Consider the following 25,109-nt stretch of genomic DNA (forward strand, 5'->3'; position numbering starts at 1 on the left):
CTTAGCTGGCGTCGCGCCCGAGGATTGGCAGCACCGACAATAACAGGGGGAAAACTGACAATGGCCGTGGAACGCTCCACTGTTGAGCTGGGAGTGCTGATCTACCAGGGCGCGCAATTGGCCGCGGTGCATGGTTTGACCGATCTGTTCGGCGTGGCCAATCGCATTGCTGCCGAGCATGCGTCCACCCAGCTACCGTTGCTGCGCATCAGCCATTGGCAAGTGCAGGCCGAGGGTGAACCTGTGCGGGTATTCGACAGCCAGCCCGGCCCGGAACTGCCGCTGATGGCTGTGTTGGTGCCGCCCTCGATTTGTGGCTTCACTGACGACCAGGCGCCGCCGACTCTACTGGCGTGGCTGCGTAAAAGGCATGCCGACGGTACGGTGCTCGGTGGCGTGTGCATCGGTTCGATCATGCTGGCGCGCAGCGGCCTGCTGGACGGGCGCAGCGCCACCACCCATTGGTCATCCGCCGAGTCGTTTGCCGCGCTGTACCCGTCGGTGCGGTTGGAGGCGGATAAGCCGATTGTGGACGACGGCGACCTCATCACCACCGCCGGGCTGATGGTCTGGTCCGAATTGGGCTTGCGCCTGGTCGACCGCCTGATGGGGCCGAGTATCGCCGCCGACACAGCGCGTTTCCTGGTGATCGAGCACAGCGACAGCGCCAGCCAGTGCGGCAGCAACTTTGCGCCGATCCTCAGCCATGGCGATGGGGCGATTCTCAAGGTCCAGCATTGGTTGCAGGCCAGCGGCGCGGTGGATGTGTCCGTTGCAGCCATGGCACAGCAGGCGGGACTGGAAGAACGCACGTTCCTTCGCCGTTTTCGCAATGCCACCGGGCTCAAGCCCACTGAATACTGCCAGCACCTGCGGGTTGGCAAGGCGCGGCAAATGCTGGAATTCACCAATGGCACCATCGACCACATCGCCTGGACCGTGGGTTATCAAGACCCCAGTGCCTTTCGCGCCACCTTCAAGAAGATCACCGGCTTGGCGCCGAGCGACTACCGTAGTCGTTTTGGCGTTTGAATCGTGCAGAACGCCGGAGGCGCTAGAAGAGGTCGTGCAGAATCAAACAGGCCAATGGCTATCGCTCTGAGCGTAACTGACTGATTTGCCAGCACTGCCCCTCAACTTGGGGTTGGCCTGATCCCTGCAACTGTCCTTCTACACACATGGCAGGATGGCCAAGGGGGGACGCATGACCCCGATTCAACGCAAGAAATCTGTGGCGGCGCATTCCACGCGCGATGGCGCGCCCCAGCATGAAGTCGACACCAATCGCGCCCTGGCCCGTTGGCTGGCGCAAATCCTCGGGCTCAAGTTCGCTGGCAGCTATGACCCGCAGCAGCATGCGGAGCGCGATCTCTACTTATTGCCCACGCAAACCATTGTCGGCCAAGAACAGGCTCGCGCTTTGAATATCCAAGGTCCGGACGATCTGTGGGGCGGATATGTGGATCACGCTTTCATCTGCACCAAAGCCATCAGCCATGGCTTGCTCGGCCCGGATGCCAAGGCACCGGAGGGCTGGTCGCCGCAGTTCTGCGAGCAAGTGCGCGATGTGGTGCTCGACGGCCTCAGCGTATTTGCCTTAGGCGATGCGCGGGAGGCTGCCACGCGCCTGCTGTACAGCGGGCCGATCCGCCTGAAACCCGTGCATGCCTGCGCAGGGCGCGGTCAACAAGTGATCCGCAGCCTCGACGAACTGGATACCGTGCTGGCGCGCCCGGAAGCAGCGGTAATGTTCAACAACGGCGTGGTGCTGGAGCAGGACCTGCACGACGTCGTCACCCACAGCGTGGGCCAGAGCTTTATCGGCGATTACGTGCTCAGTTACTGCGGCCAGCAATACCTGACGCGGGACGGGCAGGGCGAAGAGGTCTACGGGGGCTCTAACCTGCTCGTGGTACCTGGGGATTATGCCGACCTGCTTGCACTGGCGCTGCCCGACGACGTGCGCCTGGCGGTCGAGCAGGCCAGGGTATTCGACGCCGCCGCCGACCAATGTTACCCAGGGTTCTACGCCTCGCGGCGCAACTACGATATCGCCCAAGGCCTGGATAGCCAGGGCCAGCGCCGCAGCGGCGTACTCGAACAGTCCTGGCGCATGGGCGGTGCCAGCAGCGCGGAAGTCGCCGCGCTACAGAGCTTTATCAACCATCCGGGCCTGAAGGCTATTTACGTGTCCTCGGTGGAGACTTACGAGGACCAAGCGCTGCCGGCGGATGCCATCGAGGTGTACCGAGGCCCGGCGGAACACAGCGAATTTCTTCTCAAGTACGTAACGGTCAATTCTTATGACGGCTAGAAGCGAAAGCATTGCGATCGATATCGACGACGAACAAATGAGCGGCACGTTCCTGAGCCCCAAATCCAAAGTGCCCGGCGTGTTGTTTGTGCACGGCTGGGGCGGCAGTCAGGAGCGTGACCTGGAGCGGGCCAAAGGTATTGCGGGGCTGGGTTGTGTGTGCCTGACCTTCGACCTGCGAGGTCACGCCGGCACCGGTATTCCGCTGTCGCGGGTGACGCGCGAAGACAACCTGCGCGACCTGCTGGCCGCCTACGACCGGCTGATCGCGCACCCGGCCATCGACACCTCGGCGGTGGCGGTGGTAGGCACCAGCTACGGCGGTTACTTGGCGGCAATCCTCACCTCGTTACGCCCGGTGCGTTGGCTGGCGTTGCGGGTACCGGCGCTGTACCGCGATCAGGAGTGGCTCAAGCCCAAGCGCGACCTGGATAAGGCTGATTTGATGGATTACCGCAGCACCCTGGTGCAGGCCGAGACCAATCGTGCCCTGCACGCGTGCTCGGTGTTTACCGGGGATGTATTGATCGTCGAATCGGAAACCGACGACCACGTGCCCCATGCCACCATCATGAGTTACCGCGCGGCATGCCGGCATACTCACTCGCTGACCCACCGCATCATCGACGGTGCCGACCATTCCCTCAGCGATCCGGTGTCCCAGCAGGCTTATACCTCGATCCTGGTGGACTGGATCACCGAGATGGTGGTGGGCGAGCGCTTAAGCATCATCCAGTCGCGCTAAGCCTATGCGGGTGTTTTCTTCACCCGCAGCGCCTTGGCCTTGGCTTCAACGCCCAAGTACATGACCAAGGCAATCAGCAACGGGCAGATAAAATAGATCGCCCGGTACGCAATCAGCCCGGCCAGCAGGCTGCCGCGCGATGCCTCGTGTTGCAGCAGCGCGATAAACACCGCCTCCAGCACCCCGAGCCCGGCCGGGATATGCGTAACCACCCCGGCAATCGCGCTGATCAGCAGCACGCCGAGCACCAGCGGGTAGTCCAGCTTGCCCGGCAACAGGGTGAAAATCACCGCCGCCATCAACGACCAGTTCAGTGCACCCAATGCCAATTGCAGGCACGCCATGCGCAGCGACGGCAGGTTGATTTCGATACCGCGGATCGACCACGCGCGCTTCTTCGAGAACCGGCAGGCCGCCAGGTAGCCCAGGCTCGCCAATACCAGCAACACCCCCACACCCTGCAAGGCGCCGCTGCTCAACTTCCAGCCCGGCGGCAGAGTCACCAGACCGCTACTGAACACCACGCCGGCCAGGGCCATGTAACCGAACCAGTTGGTGGCCAGGCTCAGACCAAGGATCTTGGCGATATTGCTGGTGCTCACCCCCAGCCGCGAATACAGCCTATAGCGCATGGCGATACCGCCCACCCACGCACTGAGGTTGAGGTTGAACGCGTAGCTGATAATGCCCACCGGCAAAATCTGTTTCCAGCGCAACGGCTGGCGGATGTAGGTGCGGCCGATCAGGTCGAAGCAGGCGTAGACGATGAAACTGCATAGGGTCAACGCGCTGGCGATCAGCAGGGTGCGCAGCTTGAAGTCGCCCAAGGTCTGCACCACTTCGCTCCAGTCGATGCGGCGCGCGAGCATCGTGAACAGCACGATCAGCAGCAGGAAGAACGCGATGGTCAGCGGTTTTTTCCAGCGCTTGAAGCGTGAACCGCCGGTTTCAGTGGTCATGGGCCTGGCTCTCGAAAGGTTTCAAACGCGGTTTATGGGCCGGCAGCCAACCCGTCAGCACGGGGAAATGGCGCATCACATGGAACACCAGGAAACCCACGGTCAGGCGCCACAGCCACAGGCGTGGCTTGCGGTTCTCCGGCATGGTCTTGCAGTGGTTGTTCGCCAGTGCCTCCAAACGTTCGTACAACTGCTGGTTGAACGCACGATCACGGATCAGCACGTTGGCTTCCAGGTTGAGCGCCAGACTCAGCGGGTCCAGGTTGCTCGAACCGACGGTGCTCCATTCGTCATCCACCAGCGCCACTTTGCCGTGCAGTGGGCGCTGGCAGTATTCGTGGATCACCACGCCGTCCTTGAGCAGGTAGTCGTAGAGCATGCGCGCCGCCAGCTTGGCCAGCAGCACATCGGGTTGGCCCTGCATGATCAATTGCACATGCACCCCGCGCCGCGCGGCGTTGCGGATCTCACGCAGTAGCCGGTAACCGGGGAAGAAATAAGCGTTGGCGATCACCGCACGTTTTTGCGCCTTGCTCAACGCATGGATATACGCCTCTTCGATGTCGTCTCGGTGTTGCAGGTTGTCGCGGTAAATCAGGCGCACCTGACCGTCACCTTGCTCGGTCGGCCATACCGAGGGCCGTTGCTGGCGCCGCCGCCAGCCACGTCGGGTGCGCACTTGGCGGCCGCTTTGCGCTAATGCGAAATGATGCAGGTCGGCAACCGCCGGGCCGGTGATTTGCACCGCGTAATCCTGTTTGGCTTCCGGGCCGAAATCGCCGAGGTGGTCGGCGGAAAAATTGATCCCGCCGATAAACCCCACGGTAGCGTCCACCACCACGATCTTGCGGTGCAGACGGCGAAACCAGTTGGTGCGAATGCCCAACGTCTTGGACGCCGGGTCGAACATCTGCACCGCCACGCCCGCATCCGCCAACGCACCGAGGAACGCCGGGCTCAACTCGCCGCTGCCAAAACCGTCGAGGCTGGCGACCACCTTGACGCCCCGTTGCGCCGCCTCGATCAAAATACTCTGCAGCTCATTGCCCACCTTGTCTTCGAACAGAATGAAGGTCTCCAGCAGGATCTCGCGCTGGGCTTGGCGCATGGCCTCGAACACCCTGGGGAAGTACGTTTCGCCATTCTCCAGCAGCTCGACTTGGTTGCCGCTCTGCCAGCCGTAATCGAGGTCGCGGGCCTTGGCTTCGTCCGGCGGCTGATCGGTGGAAATGTGTTCTACCGCAATGTTCATAGTTCGATCTCCACCGACAGCGGCACATGATCTGACAGATGGGACCAGGGCCGTGTAGTCAGCACCCGGGGGTTATGGGCGGTGAGGTTGCGCACGTAGATGCGGTCCAGCGCCAACAACGGCAGGCGCGCTGGGAAGGTCCGCGCCGGTTTGCCGTGGGCGCCAACGAACACTTCGGTCAGACCGCTGCGGCTCAAGTCGGCTTTTTGCCGCCAATCGTTGAAATCCCCCGCCACCAGCAACGGTGCATCCGCCGGAATTTCCGCGATGCGTTGCTCCAGCAGGCGCAATTGCTGCTGACGATGCACCTCACGCAGGCCCAGATGGATGCAGATCGCGTGCACCTCCTGGCCCGTGCCCTGCAAGCGCAGCACGCAATGCAGCAGGCCACGGTTTTCGTGGCCGCTCTGGGAGATGTCGAGGTTGTCGTAGCGCACGATCTGGAATTTCGACAGCAGCGCATTGCCGTGGTCGCCGTGGGGGTAGACCGCGTTACGCCCATAGGCGAACTGCGGCCAGATGCTGTCGGCGAGGAACTCGTACTGCGGCATGTTCGGCCAGTTGCTGTAGCGCTGCGGGTGTTGCTCGTGGGTACCGTGGATCTCCTGCAAAAACACCATGTCGGCGCCGATGCTGCGCACCGCTTCGCGCAGCTCGGGCAGGATGAAGCGGCGGTTGAGTGCGGTGAAGCCCTTGTGGATATTCACCGTCAGCACGGTAAAGCGCGTGATCGGCGCCGTGGGGGTGATGGGGATCAATTCAGGGTGGGTCATGGCAACACTCCCGGTTCCGGCAGTTGTCCGGGTGCGGTGGCCAAGTGCTTGTCCAGCGCGAAACGCTGTAGCAACTGGCGGGCATCGAAAGGCGCGCGCACCTTGATGTCATTGTCGAAAAAACAGAACACGTCGCGTTGCTTACGTGCCGGTGGCGTGTGGTGCGGGTCGATCAGGTGAGCATCGGCAGACTGTTTGCCGTGGCGCCAGCAGTCGATGCGCTCGCCCCAGCGTTTGAGTGCTGCATCGGTATAACCGCTGGCGTACAACTGCTTGTCGCCGTGCAGGCGCAGGTACACAAAGTCGGCAGTCACGTCCTCGGCATACGGCCACTTGCCGGCGGTGTCGGCCACCACCAGCGCTACGTTGTGCTGTGCCAGCAGCTTTACAAACTCGGGGGTGACAAAGCTTTTATGCCGGATCTCCACCGCATGGCGCAGCGCACGCTTGCCGTGGGCCTGCATGCTCGCCTTGCCGTTCAGGCGCGCCTCATGCTGGCGGGCGAGGGTGGCGGCTTGCTGGGTGTCGGTGGGCAGCTCCTTTAGAAACACCTCGAACAGCGGCGCATCGAACTTGAAACTGGGTGGAAACTGCCAGAGCACCGGACCGAGTTTTTCTTTCAGCTCCAGTACCCCGGAGGCAAAAAAATTCGCCATTGGCTTATGCACATCCCGCAAGCGCAGGATGTGGGTGATGTAGCGCGGGGCCTTGACGCTGAACATAAAACCTTCAGGCGTATCGGCGTACCACTCGGCATAGCGCTTGGGCGTTTGCAGCGCATAGAACGAGCCGTTGATCTCGATGCTGTTGACGGCGCGTGACGCAAATTGCAATTCGCGTTTCTGGGGCAGCCCTTCGGGGTAGAAGTCCCCGCGCCAGGGCGTATAGCGCCAGCCGGATATGCCGATGTGAATCGCCGCCATGGTTGCTCCTGTCAATGCCAGGCCGGTTTGCCTGCGTTGTTGGATGACTGCCGGATTTGGCGGAAAGTTTCGCGATTCCTACAGACGGCACATTCTCGGGAACGATCAGGAAGCAAACCCGTCAGTTCCTTACAGACCTACGCGAAGGAGCCCGGTGTTTTGCTGAATTCAAAGACTGCATTACTGCTTGGTGCGCTGCTGTTGTGTGGCAGCGGCGCATTGCACGCCGCGGCTACCGCGCCTGAACCCGAAGCCCCGGCCAAGCCGGAATTGCTGGTGGAGGGCGGCCTTCTCGGCGCGATCAGCTCCAGCCTCGATGAGGTGCAGGACAAGCTCGATCTCAATCAGAACCTTATCGATGCCTGGCGCTTGCGCGCGGACCGCGCTGCCGATGAAGTCGGGCGCCTGGTCAACCAGACCGCGCAACGTTCGCCGTGGAGCGTCGCCGGGGACTTTCTGCTGCTGTCCGGTGTGTGGATCGGCGCCTTTACCCTGTTGACCTTACTCGGTCGGCTGATCGTGCGGCGTCTTGGCCAGCGTTCTTTCTTCGAGCGGCGTGAGCGCCTGTTGGGCGTGCTCAGTTATGTCGTGCCCTATACGATTCCGGCACTGATCTGTCTGCCGCTGACCCTCTACGTCAGCCATTTTCTTTCCCCGTCTATTGGTCGCGCGCTGGCGCTGTGTTTTGCCTACGCGACCAGCAGCGGCATCTTCTCTACCTCGGTGCTGCTGTGCGTGATTGTCATGTTCAACCTCGGGCATAAACGGCGCGCGGTGCGGATTATTCGCGAGTACTGCCCAAAGCCGCTGTTCCTGATCGGTTTTCTCGCCGCGCTCAGCGATGCACTGACCAGCCCACAGATCGCACGGCAGTTCGGCGGCAATATCACCAGCAGTATCGCGGTGTTCACCGGCCTGTTCGCGGCGGTGATTTTTGGCGTGCTGGTGGTGCGCCTGCGTCGGCCAGTGGCGCATTTAATCCGGAATCGGCCGCTGGCCCAGCGCCTCAAGCATCCGGCGTTGCAGCAGTCGCTGCGGGTGTTTTCCGGGTTGTGGTACTGGCCAATCCTGTTGATGGTGTTGGTCTCGGCGATCAACCTGATCGGTGCCGGCGACGATAACCAGAAAGCCCTGCGGTGCGCGCTGTTCACCACCATTTTGTTGATCGGCACGGTGTTTCTCAGCACGGTGCTGCAACACCTGTTCAAGTCCCGCAGCCAGGTGGCAATCCAGCGCAGCAGCGCCTACAAGGAGCGTTTCCTCAGCCTGCTGCACGCGGTCCTGCGCATCGTCATGGCGATTGCCTTTATCGAGATTCTTGGGCGCATCTGGGGCGTGTCGCTGTTTGAATTCGCCCAACGCAATTCGGTGGGCCGGGCGATCAGTGACTCCCTAAGCAGCATCGGCCTGATCCTGCTGGTGACATGGCTGTTTTGGGTGGTGCTCGACACGGCGATCCAGGAAGCGCTCAAGCCGCCGGTAAACAAACGCTCCAGCCGCCAACCCAGCACACGGGTGAAAACCATCCTGCCGCTGCTGCGCAATGCGGTGAAGATCATCCTGGTGGTGATCTGCGCGATCACCACTATGGCCAACCTTGGCATCAACGTCGCGCCGCTGCTGGCGGGTGCCGGTGTGGTCGGTCTGGCGATTGGTTTTGGTTCCCAGCAGTTGGTGCAGGATGTGATCACCGGCCTGTTCATCATCATCGAAGACACGCTGTCGATCGGCGATTGGGTGGTGCTCGACTCCGGCCATGCCGGCACCGTCGAGGGCCTGACCATCCGCACCCTGCGCCTGCGCGACGGCAAGGGCTTTGTGCATTCGGTGCCGTTCGGGCAGATCAAGGCGGTGACCAACCAATCGCGGCAATTTGCCTATGCGTTTTTCTCGGTGCAGTTCACCTACGACACCGATGTGGACAAGGCCGTGGAGCTGATCCGCGAGGCGGGGCAGTCGATCCGCGACGACGTGTTCCTAAAATACAACCTGCAAGGCCCGCTGGAAGTATTCGGTGTCGACAAAATGGACCTCAACGGCGTGGTGCTGACCGCGCAATTTCGCACCGTCTCGGGCGGGCAGTATGCGGTGAGCCGCGCGTTCAACCAGCGCTTGAAAAAGCTTGTGGATAACTGTGATGAGGTGCACTTTGCGCAGACTTATCCACAGCAGGTGTTGCTGCCCAATCGTAGGGTGCAACTGGATGCGCCGGATGCTGAGGCGCCGGTTGTTTGATGGTGTTTGTTAGGGCCTCATCGGGGGCAAGCCCCCTCCCACATTTTGGCCGCCACTGTGGGAGGGGGCTTGCCCCCGATAGGGCCCTAACACTCACAGCCTGATCAACTTCTCCTGCACCGCCAGCTGATCTTCCTCCACCAGCAATTGCTGCTTGCTGCCGCCCCTCACTGGATGCGCTGGATGCTGAGGCGCCGGTTGTTTGTTGGATGAACCAGATGCTGAGGCGCCGGTTGCTTGATGGTGTGTGTTAGGGCCCTCATCAGGGGCAAGCCCCTCCCACAATGGCGGCCAAAATGTGGGAGGGGGCTTGCCCCCGATAGGGCCCTAACACTCACAGCCTGATCAACTTCTCCTGCACCGCCAGCTGATCTTCCTCCACCAGCAATTGCTGCTTGCTGCCGACCCTCACCGCTGCCGGCAGCCCGTCGCGATACACGATGCGATTGCCACTCACCGCCGGCACTTTATTGCCCGGCAATAACGTCCCCACCAGGTTCAACGGGTCCGCACCGCACACGGCCACCAGGCGCCCATCATGGGGCCGACGCCGCACTTCGCGCAGTAATGGGATGGCTTCCGGCAAGGCAAATTGTTCACCTGCCAGACCGCTGACAAACCGTCCGCCGCGAATCTCCCCTCGGGCCTCCAGGCGGTGGAAGGTGCGCAGCAGTTCGCGCCAGCTTGGCAGCCAATCGGCCTCGCGTTCCAGCAAACGCCAGAACACCACGCCGTAGCGACGCAGCAGGGTCATTGCCACATGCTCCAGGGTTTCGGCCGAGTGCGGGCCGGCGGCGCTCGGAGGGCGACGGATCAGCGCCCAGCGCCCCGCATCGTCCATGCCGCCGATAAACGCCCCGCGTCCGCGTCGGCTGCTGCGCGCCTGGCGTTTGCTGGCGGGGGTGGTCAGTGCGCGCAGGCCGGCAAAACTGTCGGCATTCACCAAACCGGCACCGACCAGCTCCAGCAGCGCGGTTTCCAGCTCGCTGCGCAATAGATGGGCTTCGTGGACGAGCTCGTCGAAAAACAGCGCGCCGTGTTCACGCAACACTCCGTGGACTTTCTGCGCCTTGGGCGACAGCGTGCTGCTGTCGGCCGCATCGGTCAGGCCGCTCCACATGCCCACCTGGCTGCGCGGCAGTACCACCACCGGCGTGCTGCGTTGGGCGCTGGCGCTGTGTTTGTCGGTCAGGCGCATCCAGACCCATTTGCCGCTGCGGCATAGCTCATCGAGCCAAGTCGGCGAGTAATCCTTGAGTCGAACGCTGAGTAGATCGCTGTCCCACGCTGACGCGGCGGCGGCATAGCCTTCGAATTGCCCGACGATCTGCGCCAGCATGGCGCTGCCTTGGCCACGGGTTTCATCGGACAAGTGCTGCCAATCGAACAGAAACCGCATGAAGTCTTGCAGCGCCACCGGTTCGATTTCCCGGCGCAGACGCTTGACGGTGTAGCGATGGATGCGCGCCAGCAGGTGCCGTTCGCACCATTGTTCGCCGTCGGCCCCGGGGCTGAAGTGGCCGCGCAGCACGTAGCCTTCCTGTTCCAGCCGAGCCAGGGCCTGAGCGATGTCGGTGGCCGGCAAGGCCAGGGGCGCGGCGATCTCGGCCAGGGTCTGCGGGCCGAACCCACTGAGCCGTGCGCGCAGTATTTCCGCGAGGGCGTCCTCATGAATCCAGGGCTCATCGAAACCGGGCAGCAGCGCCAGGTGGTGGGGAATGATCGCCTGCCAGATATTCAGGCGCTCCACCGCCACCCACAGGCCGTTGGGCAAACAATGGGCGCGCCCGGTTTTGGCCAGTGCTTGCAGCCACGTGGCCCAGGCTGGTGTGATTTCGCTGGGGGCGATGCCGCCCAGGCTCATCAGCGCTTCGTGCATCTCATCCATGCCTTGAGGCGCCGGCCAGGCTTCTTCGCGTACGCCAGCGATGGCTTCTGCATCCAGAGCACCCAGGTCGTCGGTGCTCTGCGGATCGCTCCAGCGGCGGTTCAGCACGGCTTGGGTACGTCGCTCCTCCAGCGGCGCGTCATCCAGAAAGGTGTAGGGGCGTGCGCTGAGAATTTCAGCGGCCATGGGCGAAGGCGCCGGCAGATCGCGGCTGATCAAGCGCACTTGGCCGCTTTCCATACGCCGCAACAGGGCAAGCCAACCGGCGCTGTCCATGGCGTCGTGCAGGCAATCATCGAGGGTTTGTTCCACCAGCGGGTGTTCCGGCACTTCACGCTCGCCGGCGAGGTTTTCCAGGCAGGCGATCTGGTCGGGGAACACGCTGGCGATCAGGTCTTCGCTTTTCATGCGCTGGATCTGCGGCGCCACCTTGCGCCCGCCGGTGTAGCGCGGTAACGCCAGGGCCACGCCGGCGTTCCAGCGCCAGCGCACGCCGAACAGCGGCGCGTCGAGCACGGCCTGGATCAGCAGGTGTTCGGCAGTCTGGCTGTTGAGGTAACGCCATACTTCGTCTAGCGGGAAACTGTGGCTGGTGGACAGCGACAGCACGATCGCATTTTCACTGGCCGCCGCCTGCAATTCGAAGTTGAACGTGCGGCAAAAGCGTTTGCGCAGGGCCAAGCCCCAGGCGCGGTTGATGCGGCTGCCGAAGGGCGTGTGGATGATCAATTGGGTGCCGCCGGAGGCGTCGAAAAACCGCTCCATGATCAGCGTGTCCTGGGACGGTAGCGCGCTCAGGGCCTGGCGCGCGCGGGCCAGGTAATCGAGGATCTGCTCGGCGCTGGCGCGGTTCAGGCCCAAGGTCTGGGTGAGCCAGGTCGAGGCCGTGCTCAAGTCGCCGGGAGTGGCGCCGAGCAGGCTGTCCAAATGCCCCTGCAAACGCGCCACAGCGGCCGACAACTCATGGCTGCGCCCCGGCGCTTCGCCCAGCCAGAACGGAATGGTCGGCGGTTGGCCGTGGGCGTCTTCCACCCGCACCTTGCCGGCGTCGACCCGCAGAATTCGGTAGGAGGTATTGCCCAGTTGGAAGATATCCCCGGCGATGCTTTCCACCGCGAAATCCTCGTTGACGCTGCCAATGTTCAAGCCCTGGGGTTCGAGCAAGACGCTGTAGTCGGCGTTATCCGGGATCGTGCCGCCGCTGGTCACAGCGGTCAGCCGTGCGCCACGTCGGCCGCGCAGGGTGTGGGTCACGGCATCGCGGTGCAGGTAGGCGCTGCGGATGCCCTGGCTCCCGTTATAGCCGTCGGCGAGCATGTGCAGCAGCGCCTGGTAGTGACGCTCATCCAGCTCGGCATAAGGCGCGGCGCGGTGGATCAGCGCCAGCAAGGCGTGTTCCGACCACTCCTGGGCGCTGACCTCGGCGATGATCTGTTGCGCCAGCACATCCAGCGGTGCAACGGGGATGTGCAGCGTGTCCAGCTCACCTCGGCGCACGCAGTCGAGCAGGGCGGCGCACTCAATCAAATCATCGCGGGTGAGTGCGAACAAACGGCCTTTGGGTGTGCCACCCACGTGGTGGCCGGAGCGCCCGACCCGTTGCAGAAACCCGTTGATGGACCCGGGCGAGCCGATCTGGCACACCAGGTCGACGTCGCCGATATCGATTCCCAGCTCCAGGGAGGCGGTGGCGATCAGCACTTGCAGCTCGCCGGCCTTGAGGCGTTGCTCGGCGTCCAGGCGCATCTCCTTGGCCAGGCTGCCGTGGTGGGCGGCCACTGCGGTTTTGCCCAGGCGCTCGCTCAGATGCCGGGCCAGGCGCTCGGCCAGACGCCGGGTGTTGACGAAGATCAGCGTGGTGCGGTGCTCGCGCGCTAGATCGGCGAGGCGGTTGTAGACCAGCTCCCAGACATCGTTGGCCATCACCGCTGACAGCGGCACCGGCGGCACTTCGATGTCCAGGTCGCGGGGGCGCGCGTGGCCGATGTCGACAATGGCGCAGGGCCGGCCCGTGCCCACCAAAAAGCGCGACACCGCCTCGATGGGCTTTTGCGTGGCCGACAAGCCGATGCGCATCAGCGGTTCGCCGCACAAGCCTTGCAGACGCTCCAGGCTCAAGGCCAGGTGGCTGCCGCGCTTGCCGGCGGCGATGGCGTGGATTTCATCGACGATCACCGTGCGCGTGGTGGCGAGCATCTGCCGGCCGGAGTCCGAGCCCAGCAGCACGTAGAGTGATTCCGGGGTGGTCACCAGGATATGCGGCGGGCGTTTGCGCATCTGCGCGCGGTCTTTTTGCGGCGTGTCGCCGGTGCGCACGGCGGTGCGGATCGCCAGCGGTGGCAAGCCCTGTTGCTGCAAATGGTGGGTGATGCCCGCCAGCGGGGTTTGCAGGTTGATCTGGATGTCGTTGGACAGCGCCTTGAGGGGCGACACATACACCACCAGGGTTTCATCCGGCAGTTCGCCGCCGTTGGCCAGCCCCTGGTGGACCAAGTCATCGAGCACCGCCAGAAACGCCGTCAGGGTCTTGCCCGAACCGGTGGGCGCGGCGATCAACGTCGAGCGGCGCTGGCCGATCAGCGGCCACGCCTGGGCCTGGGCAGCGGTCACCGAGGGGAAGCTGCTGCGGAACCAAGCGCTGACGGCGGGGTGGAAACCGTTCAGGACCGTGTCGGTTGAATCAGATACGTTCATGGAGTGATTGATACTGGCAGTTCCAACAAGTTGCAAACCCGTACTTTATCCGTGACGGTTGCGCTACAAACCCGCAAAATGCAACGATTCTGGCAACTATCCACGGCACGGCCCACAGCCTTGTCGACAACCACCATCGTTCCAAACAGACCGGGCCTGCTCAATCTATGCGAATGCGCCTTATGTTACTGGGCGGCGGGAATGCCCTCGGGCAGGCGCTGATTCGCCTCGGTGCGGAGGAAGATATCGGTTTCCTCGCCCCCAAACCGCCCCAAGACGGCTGGGATGCCGCGAGCCTCACCCAACTGCTCGACGACACCCGTCCCGATGCGTTGATCAACCTCGCCTACTATTTCGACTGGTTCCAGGCCGAAGCGGTCAGCGAAACGCGCCTGGCCGCCCAGGAGTTCGCCATCGAACGCCTGGCCGAACTGTGCCAGCACCATTCGATCACCTTGCTGCAACCGTCCAGCTACCGTGTATTCGATGGCTCCCGCGCCACCGCCTACAGCGAAAAAGATGAGCCGGTGCCTCTGGGCCTACGTGGCCAGGCGTTGTGGCGTATCGAACAGAGTGTGCGTGCGGCGTGCCCGCAACATGTGTTGCTGCGGTTTGGCTGGTTGCTGGATGACAGCGTCGACGGCACCCTCGGGCGTTTTCTGGAACGGGCCGAACGAGCGGAGCCATTGCTGATGGCCGATGACCGGCGCGGCAACCCGACGCCGGTGGACGATGCCGCACGGGTGATCATTTCGGTGCTCAAGCAACTCGATTGCGCCGCGCCGCTGTGGGGCACCTATCACTATGCCGGCCAGGAGGCGACCACGCCGTTGGCGCTGGGCCAGGCGATCCTCACCGAAGCCCGCGGCTATCATCCGCTGGCCATCGAATCACCCACCGCCCAGGCCCACGCCGCCCGGCCGGACGCCAACGAAGAACCGCAGCACGGCGTGCTCGCCTGCAAGAAAATCCTGCACACCTTCGGCATCAAGCCACGGGCATGGCGGGCGGCGTTGCCGGCCTTGCTGGACCGTTTCTACCGCCGCAGCTGAATGTGAGAGGGGGCTTGCCCCCGATAGCGCTGGGCCAGTCAATGAACCTGTTGACTGACACTTTGCTATCGGGGGCAAGCCCCCTTCCACATGGGTTATGCAGTGCTGGTTAGAGCAGGCTTAGAACTTGTAGCCGATACCCACCATGTAGACCATTGGGTCCACGTCCACATTGACCTTGGCGCGAGTGCCGGCGGCCACAGCGTTGTTGTCCACGGTGGCTTTGGTGCTGATGTCGATGTAGCGCGCCTGAGCGTTGATCATCCACTTGTCGTTGATCATGTAGTCCGCACCGATCTGCGCGGCCCAGCCCCAGGAGTTTTCTGCTTTGAAGTTGCTGAAGCCTGCGCTCTCGGCACGGCTGCCGACGTGTTCGTCGTAGATCCAGGTGTAGTTGATACCGGCACCGACGTACGGTTGGAACGCGGATTTTTTATCCAGCGGGTAGTACACGACGCTCAGGGTCGGCGGCAGGTGCTTAAGGGTACCGAGCTTGCCGTTCGCGGCGCCGAGGGCGGTGTTCTTGATCTTCACATCGTGCTCGAACGGGGTAGCAGCCAGCAGTTCGATACCGACGTGGTCGGTGACCATGTAGGCGAAGTTCAAGCCCAGTTGAGTGTCGCTGCTCATGGTCGCTTTGCCGCCGAGGTTGGCGCCGGCCAGAGGGCCCTGGTCAACCTTGACGCTGCCGCTGTCGGCTTTCGGGTTCACGGTGATTGCACCGGCGCGAACCAGAATGTCACCAGCTTCGTGAGCGTGGGCGGCAGGGGCGACGAGGGCGAGCGCGAAGAGGGACGCGCCGAGCAGAGACTTGTTCATGGGAGCTCCAAAGGACGTTAAAAAAGTTGTAGGTCCAATGGTAAAGATCGTTCCGTTCGGTCTTTTGACTCAGCTCAATGAAAGGGCAATAAGCGCTATTCGGGTAGTTCGTACATATAAATTTTCTCGGCGTCCATCTGGTAACCGGCGTCGGCCAGCTCACTGGTGGACGGCTTGACCTGCATCGCGCCCTCGATCCAGTACGGCTGGTACAGCTCATCGAGCTTCACACCGATTTCGCTTTTGACATGCACGATCTGGTTCGACGGCGGCGGCGGCACATGGATGCACGCGCCAAAGTACGGCACCAGCAGAAACTCTGTGGTGCGGCCTTCCTCGCTGACTTCCAACGGCACGATATAACCCGGCAGACGAATATGCTGGCCGTCTAGGCTCTTGACCACCGGCGCATTGGGCAAGTCCTGCTTGGCCGCTGGCGCCGCTTCCACGGACAAGGCATCGGCCATTTTCGACAGGTCGTGCAGCGGCTTCATATTGGGCACTTCCGGCGGCGCGTCCGGCGGAATCATTTCCTGCCAGGACAGATCCCTGGGCGGCTCATCGGCCCAGGTCGGCACGGCCAGCACGAGCAACAGGGCAAACAGGGCACGGCGCATCGAAACCTTCCTCATAAACGAATGGACAGGCCGTCGGCCAGGGATTGTCGATAGGCGCGCCACGCGGGCACGCTGCCCATCAACAGCGCGGCGGCCAGGATACCGGCGAGCAGGGTCCATTCATATTCGCTCGGCCATGACATCGGCAGGTCCAGGCCGTAATTGGCCTGCAAGTAACCGCGCGAGGCGGCGATGCACACATAGAGCAAACCAACGCCCGCGGTTACTCCTGACAGCGCCAGGGCGAAGGCTTCGAAGATCAGCAGCGTCGCGATGTGCCACGGTCGCGCACCCACCGAGCGCAAAATCGCCATCTCGCGGCGGCGCTCGTTGAGGCTGGTGAGGATCGCCGTGAGCATGCCGATCAGGCCGGTCAGCACCACGAACAGCGAGATTACAAACAGCGCTTTTTCGGCGGTGCCCATCATGCTCCACAGCTCTTGCAACGCCACGCCCGGCAGGATCGCCAGCATCGGCTCGCCGCGAAATTCGTTGATCTCCCGTTGCAGGGCGAAGGTGGAGATCTTGTTGTTCAGGCCCAGCATAAAAGCGGTGATGGCCTGCGGCGTAAGGTCCATGTTGCGCGCCTGGTCCGCGCTGATCCGGCCTTTGCCTTGGGCGGGGACGCCGTTGTGCCAGTCGATGTGGATCGCTTCCATGCCGCCGAGGCTGATATGCAGCGTACGGTCCACCGGCGTGCCAGTGCGCTTAAGAATACCGACCACGGTGAACGGCTTGTCATCGTGCTTCACCAGGCTGACCACCGCTACGCCGTGGGCCAGCACCAGTTTGTCGCCGAGTTTATAGTGCAGCGCATCGGCCACTTCGGCGCCGAGCACCACTTCGAACGGGTCGCTGGCAAAGGCGCGGCCGCTGGCCAGTTCGAGGTTCTGCTTGCGGCCGTACTGGTAGTGCTCGAAGTAAGAGGCGTTGGTGCCCATCACGCGGTAGCCGCGGTGGGAGTCACCGAGGGAAATCGGAATCGCCCATTTCACCTGAGGGCTGGCGGCGAAATGCTCGAAGCTGTCCCAGCGGATGTTGTTGGTGGCGTTGCCAATGCGGAACACCGAGTACAGCAGCAGGTTCACCGAGCCCGAGCGCGCGCCGACGATCAGGTCGGTGCCGCTGATGGTGCTGGCGAAACTATTGCGGGCCTCGACGCGCACCCGCTCCACGGCCAACAACAGGCACACCGACAAAGCGATGGCGAAGGCGGTGAGGATCGCGGTGAAGCGGCGGTTCGCCAGGCTGGCCATGGCTAGACGGAACAGATACATCTCAAACCTCTGCGGGCGTGGCGGCGCGATTGAGTTCGGCCAGCGACAAATGACGGTCGAACAGCGGCGCCAGGCTCTGGTCATGGCTGACGAACAACAGGCTGGCACCGGCGTCGCGGCACTCGGCGAACAGCAGTTGGATAAAGGCTTCGCGGGCGTCGTAGTCCAGGGCCGAGGTGGGTTCGTCGGCGATCACCAGTTCCGGTTGACCGATCAGCGCACGGGCGGCGGCCACCCGTTGTTGCTGGCCGATGGACAGCGAGTCGGCGCGGCGCTCCAGCAGATCCTTGTCTTTCAACCCCAAGTGCGCGAGCAGAGTAGCGGCTGCCTGGTCGACGCTGCCGTGACGCTGGACCGCGCGTTGCGCGCGCAGCTTGGAAAAGTGGCAAGGCAGCTCGACGTTCTCGCGCACCGACAGGAACGGCAACAGGTTGAACTGCTGGAAGATATAGCCAGTGTGATCAACACGGAAGCGATCCCGGGCACCCGCCGACAGCGCGGTGAGTTCCTGGCCGAGCAGGCGGATGCTGCCTCGGCCGGGCTTCTGCACGCCACCCAGTAAGCCCAGCAACGTGGTTTTACCGCTGCCGCTGGGGCCTTTGAGAAACAGGGTTTCCCCGCGCTCCAGACGAAAGGCGGGGATATCCAGCAACTGAGGATGACCGGGCCAGCTAAAGCCCAGGTCGGACAGTTCGATCAATGGGTGGGTCATGGGCACTCAGAACTTCAAAGTGGCTGCGGTGGCCGTCGCATCAACGCCTTGCTGGCCGCTCGGGCCGATCAGTTGTACCTGAATTTTCTGGGTGGCGGGAAAGGTCTTGAACACTTGGGTCAGGTCCAGATTGCTCAGGGCGCTCGGTGTGGCGCAGGTGAATTGATAGTGAGCGTGGATTTCGCTGTGGTCGTGATGATGCTCATGGGCGGCTGCGCCTTTGCCGTCGGTGGCGTCATCATCGTCGTCGTGATCGGCTTCGGGCTTGTCACCGAACAACGGGCTGTTGAGTTCCTGGGAGCTGACTTTGCAACCGGCGGCCGTGGGCAGGTTGAAGAGGGCAACAGGGTTTTCCAGTTGCTTGCGCGCGGCGGCGACTTTGGCTTTATCGGCGGCGCTGCTGGCCATGTGCTCGAACCCCACCAGGTTCATCGCCGGGCTGTCCAGCTCAAGCTCCAAGGCTTGGCCGTCGAGCACCGCGTTGAGACGAGCGACGCCGTGTTCGTGGGCGCCGAGGCTACCGTGTTCGTGGTCATGGTCCTCATGAGCCTGAGCAACGGCCAGTGGCAGCAGGGCAAACGGCAGGGCAAGCAACAGACGGCGCATGGAAAAGCTCCCGGAGATGAAAGTTTTGTTATGTGATCTTATAACAATAGTGGCAAGAGTTTGACCGCCCGCTTGGCGTTGTGCAAGCCACATGGGAGCATGCCGGTCGGAAAAACTGCGGGAGTAGGGACGATGTTGCGAATTCGTGGAACCATCGGCGACCTGCCGGTGGACTTGACGGTAGAGATGGACGACGGCGATTGGGCCCGCCTGGGCGCGCAATTTCAGACCGCGCCAGTGGCGCCAGCCAGCGCTGCACCGGCAGCCGCGGCGAAGCCCAACGATGACCTATGGCAGGGCGCCCAGGACCTATTGCGCAATGCGGGCCAACTCAGCGGCCTGGAACTGCTCGATCAGTTGGAAGGGCTGGCCGGCGACGCGGCGGCGGGCAAGCGTCTGCTGGTGCGCCTGCGCCACAGCGCCAAGGTCAAAGTGGCCAGCGGCGGGGATACGCCGCTGTACCGTTGGGTCGGCGATTAGTACAGCGCGGCAAACAGCTTGCGGCGGTACGCCGTCACCAGCGGGTGATCGTTGCCCAGCAGTTCGAACACTTGCAGCAAGGTCTTGTGCGGCAAGCCTTCGTTGTAGCTGCGGTTGCGGATGAACAATTTGAGTAGACCTTCCAGCGCCGCCTCGTATTGCTGGCGGGCCAATTGCTGGATCGTCAGTTGATACGCCGCTTCATCATCCTGCGGGTTCTGGGCCAGACGGCTTTTCAGCTCGGCGGCGTCCGGCAGGTCGGCGGCCTGGCGCAGAAAGGTGATTTGCGCCTTGGCGCCGGCGAGGGCGGCTTTGTGATCGTCGCTTTTCACCGCATCCAGCACGGTCTGGGCTTCGCCTAACTCACCGCGTTCGGCCAGGCAGCGCGCGTAGAGGATCAGCGCACCGGCGTTGGTGTTGTCCTCGCCCAGCAGCGCCACCAATACGGCTTCGGCATCGCTGATACGCCCTTCGGCAAACAACGCCTGGGCCTGCTCCAACGGGTCCGCCGCGGCCGGCGGTGGCATCTGCACATGGGGCTCCAGCATCGCACGCACCGCCGATTCCGGCTGCGCCCCGGCAAACCCGTCCACCGGTTGACCGTCCTTGAACAGCACAACGGTCGGCAGGCTGCGGATACCAAAGCGCGCGACGATATCCTGCTCGGCATCGCAATCGACCTTGGCCAACAACAACTCGCCCTGATAACTCTCGGCAATCTGCGCCAGCATCGGCATCAACGCCTTGCACGGCGCGCACCACTCGGCCCAGAAATCCACGAGTACAGGTTTGTGGAATGAGTTTTCGATTACCGCCTGGTCGAAGGTGGCAGTGGTGGCGTCGAAGATATACGGGGTGGGCTCACTCATGGGGCGTCTCGAAGAAAGCGGGAATGGGGGCAACTATAAGGGCTGGCGAAAGCTACCGGAAGCAGCAGGGTGCTCAGTTTTCAAGCGCATGCCAAAAAGGGTCCTGATACCAATTGAGAGGGAAGCCCATCGCATTAAGGCTAACGTCGGGAAATTCGCAAATCAGTTGATGCAAGCGTTGATCCCAGTGGCTGTCGGGGCTCACTCGATGTGTCAGATGATTCAAAATGCATAGCGCTGCAAAAATGCGGGTGTGCGGCCCGGGCTGAAAGAGATGTTTGGGCCATAAAAAGTTGGCTTTCTTTGGCAGTTCGGGACGAATGCCTAATTCTCGGTTCCACAGCCGTGAATGATGGGCGCATATGTTTCGAATGGTGGTCAGGGTGTGCAGCCAAGACTGCATCAGGGGAGCCGCAATTCCCAGACGCCTGGCAATCGCCTTTTTGTCCGCGTCTTTCGCCAAGCCTTTATATAAATGGGATAAATCGCCCAGTGTCAGTTCCTCCAACATCGCCCAGCCAGGCATAAGAGGTGGGTGGGCGTAGGTGGCGGGGTAGTGGCGGGCGTAGCTTTCTTTAGCTCTTTGGCGTTTAAGTAGGCCTTTTCTCCTGTCGTCCGCACGGGATCTATCGATGCGCTCGCATTCGCGCTGAAAATCACGCATGGCTGTGGATTGTTTGAAGGACAGCGTCGTAAGCAGCCGCTGATGATCGAACATCTGATGGAACATTCGTGGGTCTATATACCAATGACTGCCATGGGCGGGCCCCATATGGTTGCTGATGACTGCACGAGATGCGATTTCGACTCTCTCGATGGCATCCATGGTCAGTAAGCGAAGCCGTCGATCAAAGTCGTAGAGACGCGTTAACTGACGAAACTGGCTGCCATCACGAAAGCGATGATCGATATCCTCCGGTTGCTGAAACGGTCGCATATAGGGGCTGAGCCTAAAGAAGCTGACCGATTGCAAAAAAGACTCTGCGTGAACCTCATCCTGAACATTCAACCCGCGGTGCTTGAGCAGCTCAAGCTGGGCGCGAACGTCAATGGCGGGTTTGCTGAATGTCCTCATGCTCAAAAAATACCGGGCAAAAAAAACCCGCACAATTTGTGCTTGGTTGCTAAGGCAACCAGAGGCATGGCGGGTGTATTGCTGCAAAGGTTAGGTAGCCGCCCGATTTTTTGCAAGGGCGTTGAGCGCTCAGCAATGATTGAAACTGTTTGGAAAAGCATGCAGATCGATGGTCCAGGCCGCTTGCGAAGGAGGGCATTTTCCATGCACCCGCTTTTGCTGTCTTAACCAATCTATTGCTGAAAATCTGTAACGTGCGGGTTTAACGCTTCGAATGGTACAGGCTCACCTTGCGAAACTCCCAAGGCTCGGCCAGGTCCGGCAGGGTCAGGGCATCCAGTATGTCCAGGCGTCGATAGGCGGGGTGTTGGAAGTCCCGCACGCGCGAATCGGCCACCAACGCTTCGCGTCCACGGCTGAGGAAGTGATCCAGCAGTGGCAGGTTGGCGCGGTCGTAGAGCACGTCGGCCACCAGGATCAGGTCGAAGCGGTCGGCTTCGGCGAAAAAATCGGCGGAATAAGCCAGTTCGACGCCGTTGAGTTCGGCATTCGCCCGACAAGACGCGAGTGCCAGCGGGTCAAGGTCGCAGGCCACCACTTCCAGGGCGCCAGCTTTGACGGCGGCGATGCCAGCCACCCCGGAGCCAGCGCCGAAGTCCAGCACGCGCTTGCCCGCAACCCAATCAGGGTGCGCCGCCAGATAGCGGGCCAACGCCAGGCCGCTGGCCCAGCAAAAACTCCAGTAGGGCGGTTCATGCAGGATGCGCCGGGTTTCTTCCTGGCTGAAGGCGCGGTCCATGTTGTCCGCGTCCAGCAGCCATAACCACAGGTCGGTGCCCGGCAGCGCGCAGGGCACCAGGTGCGCGTCGCCGATCAGCGCACTCAGGGCGCGCTGCAGGTGCAGCGGTGGCGTCATGGTGCTTTGACGAGTTGCAGGGGGCCGGTGGTCTGGGTGATCGCCTGGGTAATGCGCACGGCGGGCAGGTGCAGGATCAACTGGCCGGATTGGCTGGCGCGACCGCGCAACTCGACCCGCGCACCGGCCGGGAACGCTTCAGGGTTGAATCGCAGGCGGAAGGCCAGGGGTTTGCCGTTGCCGGTCAGCACACTGCTGGCCAGTAATTGTTGCGGGCGCGAGCGGTCGTCGATCACCAGCAATGCCATCTCGACCTCGGCGCCGGCGGGCACGTTGGTCAGGCTGCCGTTGATTTCACGCTGGTAGGCCGGCAGGGGGCCGAGGTCTTCGACCCCTGGGACTTTTTTCTCCTGCGCGGGCGTCGGTTGGGGCGCGCTCGGCTTGGGGGCTTCGCTGCTGCAGGCGACCAGAACACTGAACAACGCGAGTAAAACAACAGGTCGTAACTGCATGTACGGCTCCAGAAGGGACAAAATCCGTGGCTTAAAAGAGAAGAAACATAATTGTCAGCCTATATACCGTAAAGGCTATGGCTTGTCTTGCCACGGGGATGCGCTACCATGGCCCTCCCATTTTTTGTTGCCTGCCACCATGCACTGTCCCTTCTGCGGTGCCAACGACACCAAGGTCATCGACTCGCGACTGGTCGCCGAGGGCGATCAAGTACGTCGCCGGCGCGAATGCCTGGCCTCTGGCTGCGGTGAACGTTTCACCACCTTCGAAACCGCCGAACTGGTGTTGCCACGGCTGATCAAGTCCGACGGCAGCCGCCAACCCTTCGACGAAGAAAAACTGCGCGCCGGTATGCAGCGTGCCCTGGAAAAACGCCCGGTGAGCGTCGAGCGGCTGGAAGCGGCCCTGGCGCATATCAAGCACAAATTGCGTGCCACCGGCGAGCGCGAGGTTAAGAGCCTGGTCGTGGGCGAGCTGGTGATGGGCGAGCTGCAAAAGCTCGACGAAGTCGCCTATATCCGTTTCGCCTCGGTGTACCGACGCTTCCAGGACCTCAACGAGTTCCGCGAAGAGATTGATCGCCTTGCCCGCGAGCCGGCCAAACAATGAACCCGCCTTCCGCCGAACAGGCCGTGCTCGACGCCCACTACATGGCCCGTGCCCTGGAGCTTGCGCGCAAGGGCGTGTACACCACCCATCCCAACCCACGGGTCGGCTGCGTGATCGTGCGCGATGGGCAGATTGTCGGCGAAGGCTGGCATGAGCGCACCGGCGAGCCCCACGCAGAGCCCAATGCCCTGCGCGCCGCCGGCGATAAAGCGCGCGGCGCCACGGTGTACGTGACCCTCGAACCTTGCAGCCACCATGGCCGCACGCCGCCATGCGCCGATGCGCTGGTGAGTGCTGGCGTGGCACGGGTGGTGGCCGGGATGCAGGACCCCAATCCGGAAGTCGCCGGGCGCGGCATGCAGCGTCTGGCCCAGGCTGGGATCGAAGTGCGCAGCGGCGTGCTGGAGAGCCAGGCGCGAGCGCTGAACCCCGGCTTTCTCAAGCGTATGGAACACGGTCTGCCTTTTGTGCGGGTCAAGTTGGCGATGAGCCTGGACGGTCGCACCGCGATGGCCAGCGGCGAAAGCCAATGGATCACCGGCCCCGCCGCCCGTGCCGCTGTGCAGCGCCTGCGTGCCGAGGCCAGTGTGGTCTTGACCGGTGCCGACACGGTGCTGGCCGACGGCGCGCGGCTGACCGTGCGTGCCGCCGAACTGGGCCTCGATGAAGCCACAACCGCCTTGGCCATGTCGCGCCCGCCGTTGCGCGTGTTGATCGACGGCCGCCTGCGGGTGCCGCTCAATGCGCCGTTCTTCAAGGCCGGCCCGGCACTGGTCATCACCTGCGTGACCCCGGAAAACCAGTTTCCCCGTGGCCCTGAATGCCTGGTAGTACCGGGCGTCGACGGCCAGGTCGACCTGCGTTCGGCGCTGGTGGCGCTGGCTGCGAGGGGCGTCAACGAAGTGCTGGTGGAGGCAGGGCCAAGTCTGGCCGGCGCGTTTGCGCAGCAGGGCCTGGTGGACGAATACGTGATATTCGTCGCCGGCAAGTTCCTCGGCTCCGCCGCCCGCCCTTTGCTGGACTGGCCGCTTGAGAAACTGGCCGACGCTCCCCAACTCAAGATCACTGACATGCGCGCTGTAGGCGACGACTGGCGAGTCACCGCCATCCCTGTGCCATCAGCCAGCGTATAATTTTCGGCCTGCGCGCCGCGCGGCCCCGTTTTCCAGGAGAAGGCCATGTTCACCGGCATTATCGAATCCATCGGCAGCATTCGCGCCATGACCCCCAAGGGCGGCGACGTTCGCCTGCTGGTTGAAACCGGCAAGCTCGACCTGGGCGACGTCAAACTGGGCGACAGCATCGCCGTCAACGGCGTGTGCCTGACAGTCATCGAACTGCCGGGCAATGGCTTTGCCGCCGACGTCAGCCGCGAAACCCTGGACTGCACGGCGATGAACGATCTCAAGGCCGGCAGCCCGGTCAACCTGGAAAAAGCCCTGACTCCGACCACCCGCCTGGGCGGTCACCTGGTCAGCGGCCACGTCGACGGCGTTGGCGAAGTGGTGTCGCGCAGCGAAAACGCGCGGGCGGTGGAATTCCGCATCCGTGCGCCAAAAGACTTGGCCAAGTACATCGCCCACAAAGGCTCGATCACCGTCGACGGCACCAGCCTGACCGTGAACGCCGTCAACGGCGCCGAATTCGAATTGACCATCATCCCGCACACCCTGAGCGAAACCATCATGGCCTCGTACCAGCCGGGTCGCCGGGTGAATCTGGAAGTGGACTTGCTTGCCCGTTACCTGGAGCGCCTGTTGCTGGGCGATAAGGCCGCAGAGCCGACTGCCGGGAACATCACCGAAAGTTTTCTAGCCGCTAATGGCTACCTGAAATCCTGA

The 25,109-nt window shown here is 62.6% G+C and carries 24 protein-coding genes; 10 read left to right on the forward strand and 14 right to left on the reverse strand.

What is annotated here, in order from left to right:
• The first annotated feature begins 60 nt into the window (after window positions 1-60).
• The 3 genes from ABX75_RS25210 to ABX75_RS25220 all read left to right on the forward strand — a co-directional run bounded on the left by ABX75_RS25210 (window position 61) and on the right by ABX75_RS25220 (window position 3,059).
• The gene (locus ABX75_RS25210) at window positions 61-1,032 is read left to right on the forward strand and encodes a GlxA family transcriptional regulator (protein ID WP_047882863.1); all 972 of its coding nucleotides are present in this window, start codon (window positions 61-63) and stop codon (window positions 1,030-1,032) included.
• Between the two features lie 172 nt (window positions 1,033-1,204).
• Window positions 1,205-2,314 carry a DUF3182 family protein gene (locus ABX75_RS25215; RefSeq protein ID WP_047882864.1) on the forward strand — a complete coding sequence of 370 codons (1,110 nt, stop codon included), beginning with the start codon at window positions 1,205-1,207 and terminating at the stop codon, window positions 2,312-2,314.
• The gene (locus ABX75_RS25220; RefSeq protein ID WP_034100986.1) at window positions 2,304-3,059 is read left to right on the forward strand and encodes a S9 family peptidase; all 756 of its coding nucleotides are present in this window, start codon (window positions 2,304-2,306) and stop codon (window positions 3,057-3,059) included. The genes ABX75_RS25215 and ABX75_RS25220 overlap by 11 nt, the downstream gene beginning before the upstream one ends.
• 2 nt (window positions 3,060-3,061) lie before the next feature.
• Here the strand turns inward: ABX75_RS25220 and ABX75_RS25225 are convergent, their stop codons facing one another.
• From ABX75_RS25225 to ABX75_RS25240, 4 genes are read right to left on the reverse strand one after another with little or no spacing between them, the layout of a single operon-like run.
• Window positions 3,062-4,018 carry a lysylphosphatidylglycerol synthase domain-containing protein gene (locus tag ABX75_RS25225; RefSeq protein ID WP_034100985.1) on the reverse strand — a complete coding sequence of 319 codons (957 nt, stop codon included), beginning with the start codon at window positions 4,016-4,018 and terminating at the stop codon, window positions 3,062-3,064.
• Window positions 4,008-5,270 (reverse strand): cardiolipin synthase ClsB, encoded by a 1,263-nt coding sequence (gene clsB / locus ABX75_RS25230; protein WP_047882865.1) that lies wholly within the window; start codon window positions 5,268-5,270, stop codon window positions 4,008-4,010. Before clsB ends, ABX75_RS25225 begins: the two co-directional genes overlap by 11 nt.
• On the reverse strand, window positions 5,267-6,043 hold the full coding sequence (locus tag ABX75_RS25235; protein WP_047882866.1) for an endonuclease/exonuclease/phosphatase family protein: 777 nt from the start codon (window positions 6,041-6,043) through the stop codon (window positions 5,267-5,269). The genes clsB and ABX75_RS25235 overlap by 4 nt, the downstream gene beginning before the upstream one ends.
• On the reverse strand, window positions 6,040-6,966 hold the full coding sequence (locus tag ABX75_RS25240; RefSeq protein ID WP_047882867.1) for a DUF72 domain-containing protein: 927 nt from the start codon (window positions 6,964-6,966) through the stop codon (window positions 6,040-6,042). Before ABX75_RS25240 ends, ABX75_RS25235 begins: the two co-directional genes overlap by 4 nt.
• Window positions 6,967-7,125: 159 nt before the next feature.
• Between ABX75_RS25240 and ABX75_RS25245 the strand changes: the two genes are divergently transcribed.
• Window positions 7,126-9,201, forward strand: a complete 2,076-nt coding sequence (locus tag ABX75_RS25245) for a mechanosensitive ion channel family protein (protein ID WP_047882868.1) — start codon at window positions 7,126-7,128, stop codon at window positions 9,199-9,201.
• A gap of 334 nt (window positions 9,202-9,535) precedes the next feature.
• Here ABX75_RS25245 and ABX75_RS25250 read toward each other — a convergent pair whose 3' ends face one another.
• Window positions 9,536-13,783 (reverse strand): DEAD/DEAH box helicase, encoded by a 4,248-nt coding sequence (locus tag ABX75_RS25250; RefSeq protein WP_047882869.1) that lies wholly within the window; start codon window positions 13,781-13,783, stop codon window positions 9,536-9,538.
• A gap of 167 nt (window positions 13,784-13,950) precedes the next feature.
• Between ABX75_RS25250 and ABX75_RS25255 the strand changes: the two genes are divergently transcribed.
• Window positions 13,951-14,835 carry a sugar nucleotide-binding protein gene (locus ABX75_RS25255; protein WP_040265596.1) on the forward strand — a complete coding sequence of 295 codons (885 nt, stop codon included), beginning with the start codon at window positions 13,951-13,953 and terminating at the stop codon, window positions 14,833-14,835.
• A gap of 120 nt (window positions 14,836-14,955) precedes the next feature.
• Here ABX75_RS25255 and ABX75_RS25260 read toward each other — a convergent pair whose 3' ends face one another.
• The 5 genes from ABX75_RS25260 to ABX75_RS25280 form a co-directional block, all read right to left on the reverse strand.
• Window positions 14,956-15,654 carry an OmpW family protein gene (locus ABX75_RS25260; protein WP_034100978.1) on the reverse strand — a complete coding sequence of 233 codons (699 nt, stop codon included), beginning with the start codon at window positions 15,652-15,654 and terminating at the stop codon, window positions 14,956-14,958.
• A 95-nt stretch (window positions 15,655-15,749) separates the two neighbouring features.
• The gene (locus ABX75_RS25265) at window positions 15,750-16,271 is read right to left on the reverse strand and encodes a DUF3299 domain-containing protein (RefSeq protein ID WP_034100977.1); all 522 of its coding nucleotides are present in this window, start codon (window positions 16,269-16,271) and stop codon (window positions 15,750-15,752) included.
• An 11-nt stretch (window positions 16,272-16,282) separates the two neighbouring features.
• A complete protein-coding gene (locus ABX75_RS25270) occupies window positions 16,283-17,548 on the reverse strand; it encodes an ABC transporter permease (RefSeq protein ID WP_034100976.1) in 1,266 nt (421 codons plus the stop codon).
• A 1-nt stretch (window position 17,549) separates the two neighbouring features.
• Entirely contained in the window at window positions 17,550-18,260 is a 711-nt protein-coding gene (locus ABX75_RS25275; RefSeq protein WP_034100975.1) for an ABC transporter ATP-binding protein, read from the reverse strand.
• A gap of 6 nt (window positions 18,261-18,266) precedes the next feature.
• Complete coding sequence (locus ABX75_RS25280) at window positions 18,267-18,866, reverse strand: DUF2796 domain-containing protein (protein ID WP_034115247.1); 600 nt, start codon at window positions 18,864-18,866, stop codon at window positions 18,267-18,269.
• A gap of 132 nt (window positions 18,867-18,998) precedes the next feature.
• On the opposite strand from ABX75_RS25280, the gene ABX75_RS25285 reads away from it, so the two are divergent.
• Window positions 18,999-19,346: a hypothetical protein gene (locus ABX75_RS25285; protein WP_034100973.1), complete on the forward strand. Its 348-nt coding sequence runs from the start codon at window positions 18,999-19,001 to the stop codon at window positions 19,344-19,346.
• Here the strand turns inward: ABX75_RS25285 and trxA are convergent.
• On the reverse strand, window positions 19,343-20,215 hold the full coding sequence (gene trxA / locus ABX75_RS25290; protein WP_034115246.1) for a thioredoxin: 873 nt from the start codon (window positions 20,213-20,215) through the stop codon (window positions 19,343-19,345). The genes ABX75_RS25285 and trxA overlap by 4 nt on opposite strands.
• 73 nt (window positions 20,216-20,288) lie before the next feature.
• Window positions 20,289-21,188 carry an Abi family protein gene (locus ABX75_RS25295; RefSeq protein ID WP_309295759.1) on the reverse strand — a complete coding sequence of 300 codons (900 nt, stop codon included), beginning with the start codon at window positions 21,186-21,188 and terminating at the stop codon, window positions 20,289-20,291.
• 12 nt (window positions 21,189-21,200) lie between these two features.
• Here ABX75_RS25295 and ABX75_RS29530 point away from each other — a divergent pair, with 12 nt between their 5' ends.
• On the forward strand, window positions 21,201-21,518 hold the full coding sequence (locus ABX75_RS29530; protein ID WP_177329713.1) for a hypothetical protein: 318 nt from the start codon (window positions 21,201-21,203) through the stop codon (window positions 21,516-21,518).
• A gap of 34 nt (window positions 21,519-21,552) precedes the next feature.
• Here the strand turns inward: ABX75_RS29530 and ABX75_RS25300 are convergent, their stop codons facing one another.
• Both ABX75_RS25300 and ABX75_RS25305 read right to left on the reverse strand, forming a co-directional pair.
• Window positions 21,553-22,206, reverse strand: a complete 654-nt coding sequence (locus ABX75_RS25300; RefSeq protein ID WP_034100971.1) for a methyltransferase — start codon at window positions 22,204-22,206, stop codon at window positions 21,553-21,555.
• Window positions 22,203-22,658, reverse strand: coding sequence for a YbaY family lipoprotein (locus tag ABX75_RS25305; RefSeq protein ID WP_034100970.1), 456 nt, complete (start codon window positions 22,656-22,658; stop codon window positions 22,203-22,205). Before ABX75_RS25305 ends, ABX75_RS25300 begins: the two co-directional genes overlap by 4 nt.
• A 139-nt stretch (window positions 22,659-22,797) precedes the next feature.
• Here ABX75_RS25305 and nrdR point away from each other — a divergent pair, with 139 nt between their 5' ends.
• The 3 genes from nrdR to ABX75_RS25320 are packed head-to-tail and all read left to right on the forward strand — an operon-like array spanning window position 22,798 to window position 25,109.
• Window positions 22,798-23,268 (forward strand): transcriptional regulator NrdR, encoded by a 471-nt coding sequence (gene nrdR / locus ABX75_RS25310; RefSeq protein WP_034100969.1) that lies wholly within the window; start codon window positions 22,798-22,800, stop codon window positions 23,266-23,268.
• Window positions 23,265-24,401, forward strand: coding sequence for a bifunctional diaminohydroxyphosphoribosylaminopyrimidine deaminase/5-amino-6-(5-phosphoribosylamino)uracil reductase RibD (gene ribD, locus ABX75_RS25315; protein ID WP_034115244.1), 1,137 nt, complete (start codon window positions 23,265-23,267; stop codon window positions 24,399-24,401). The genes nrdR and ribD overlap by 4 nt, the downstream gene beginning before the upstream one ends.
• A gap of 45 nt (window positions 24,402-24,446) precedes the next feature.
• Window positions 24,447-25,109 (forward strand): riboflavin synthase, encoded by a 663-nt coding sequence (locus ABX75_RS25320; RefSeq protein WP_034100967.1) that lies wholly within the window; start codon window positions 24,447-24,449, stop codon window positions 25,107-25,109.

Source organism: Pseudomonas sp. ARP3 (genome assembly GCF_001029595.1).
GTDB classification, from domain to species: domain Bacteria; phylum Pseudomonadota; class Gammaproteobacteria; order Pseudomonadales; family Pseudomonadaceae; genus Aquipseudomonas; species Aquipseudomonas rhodesiae.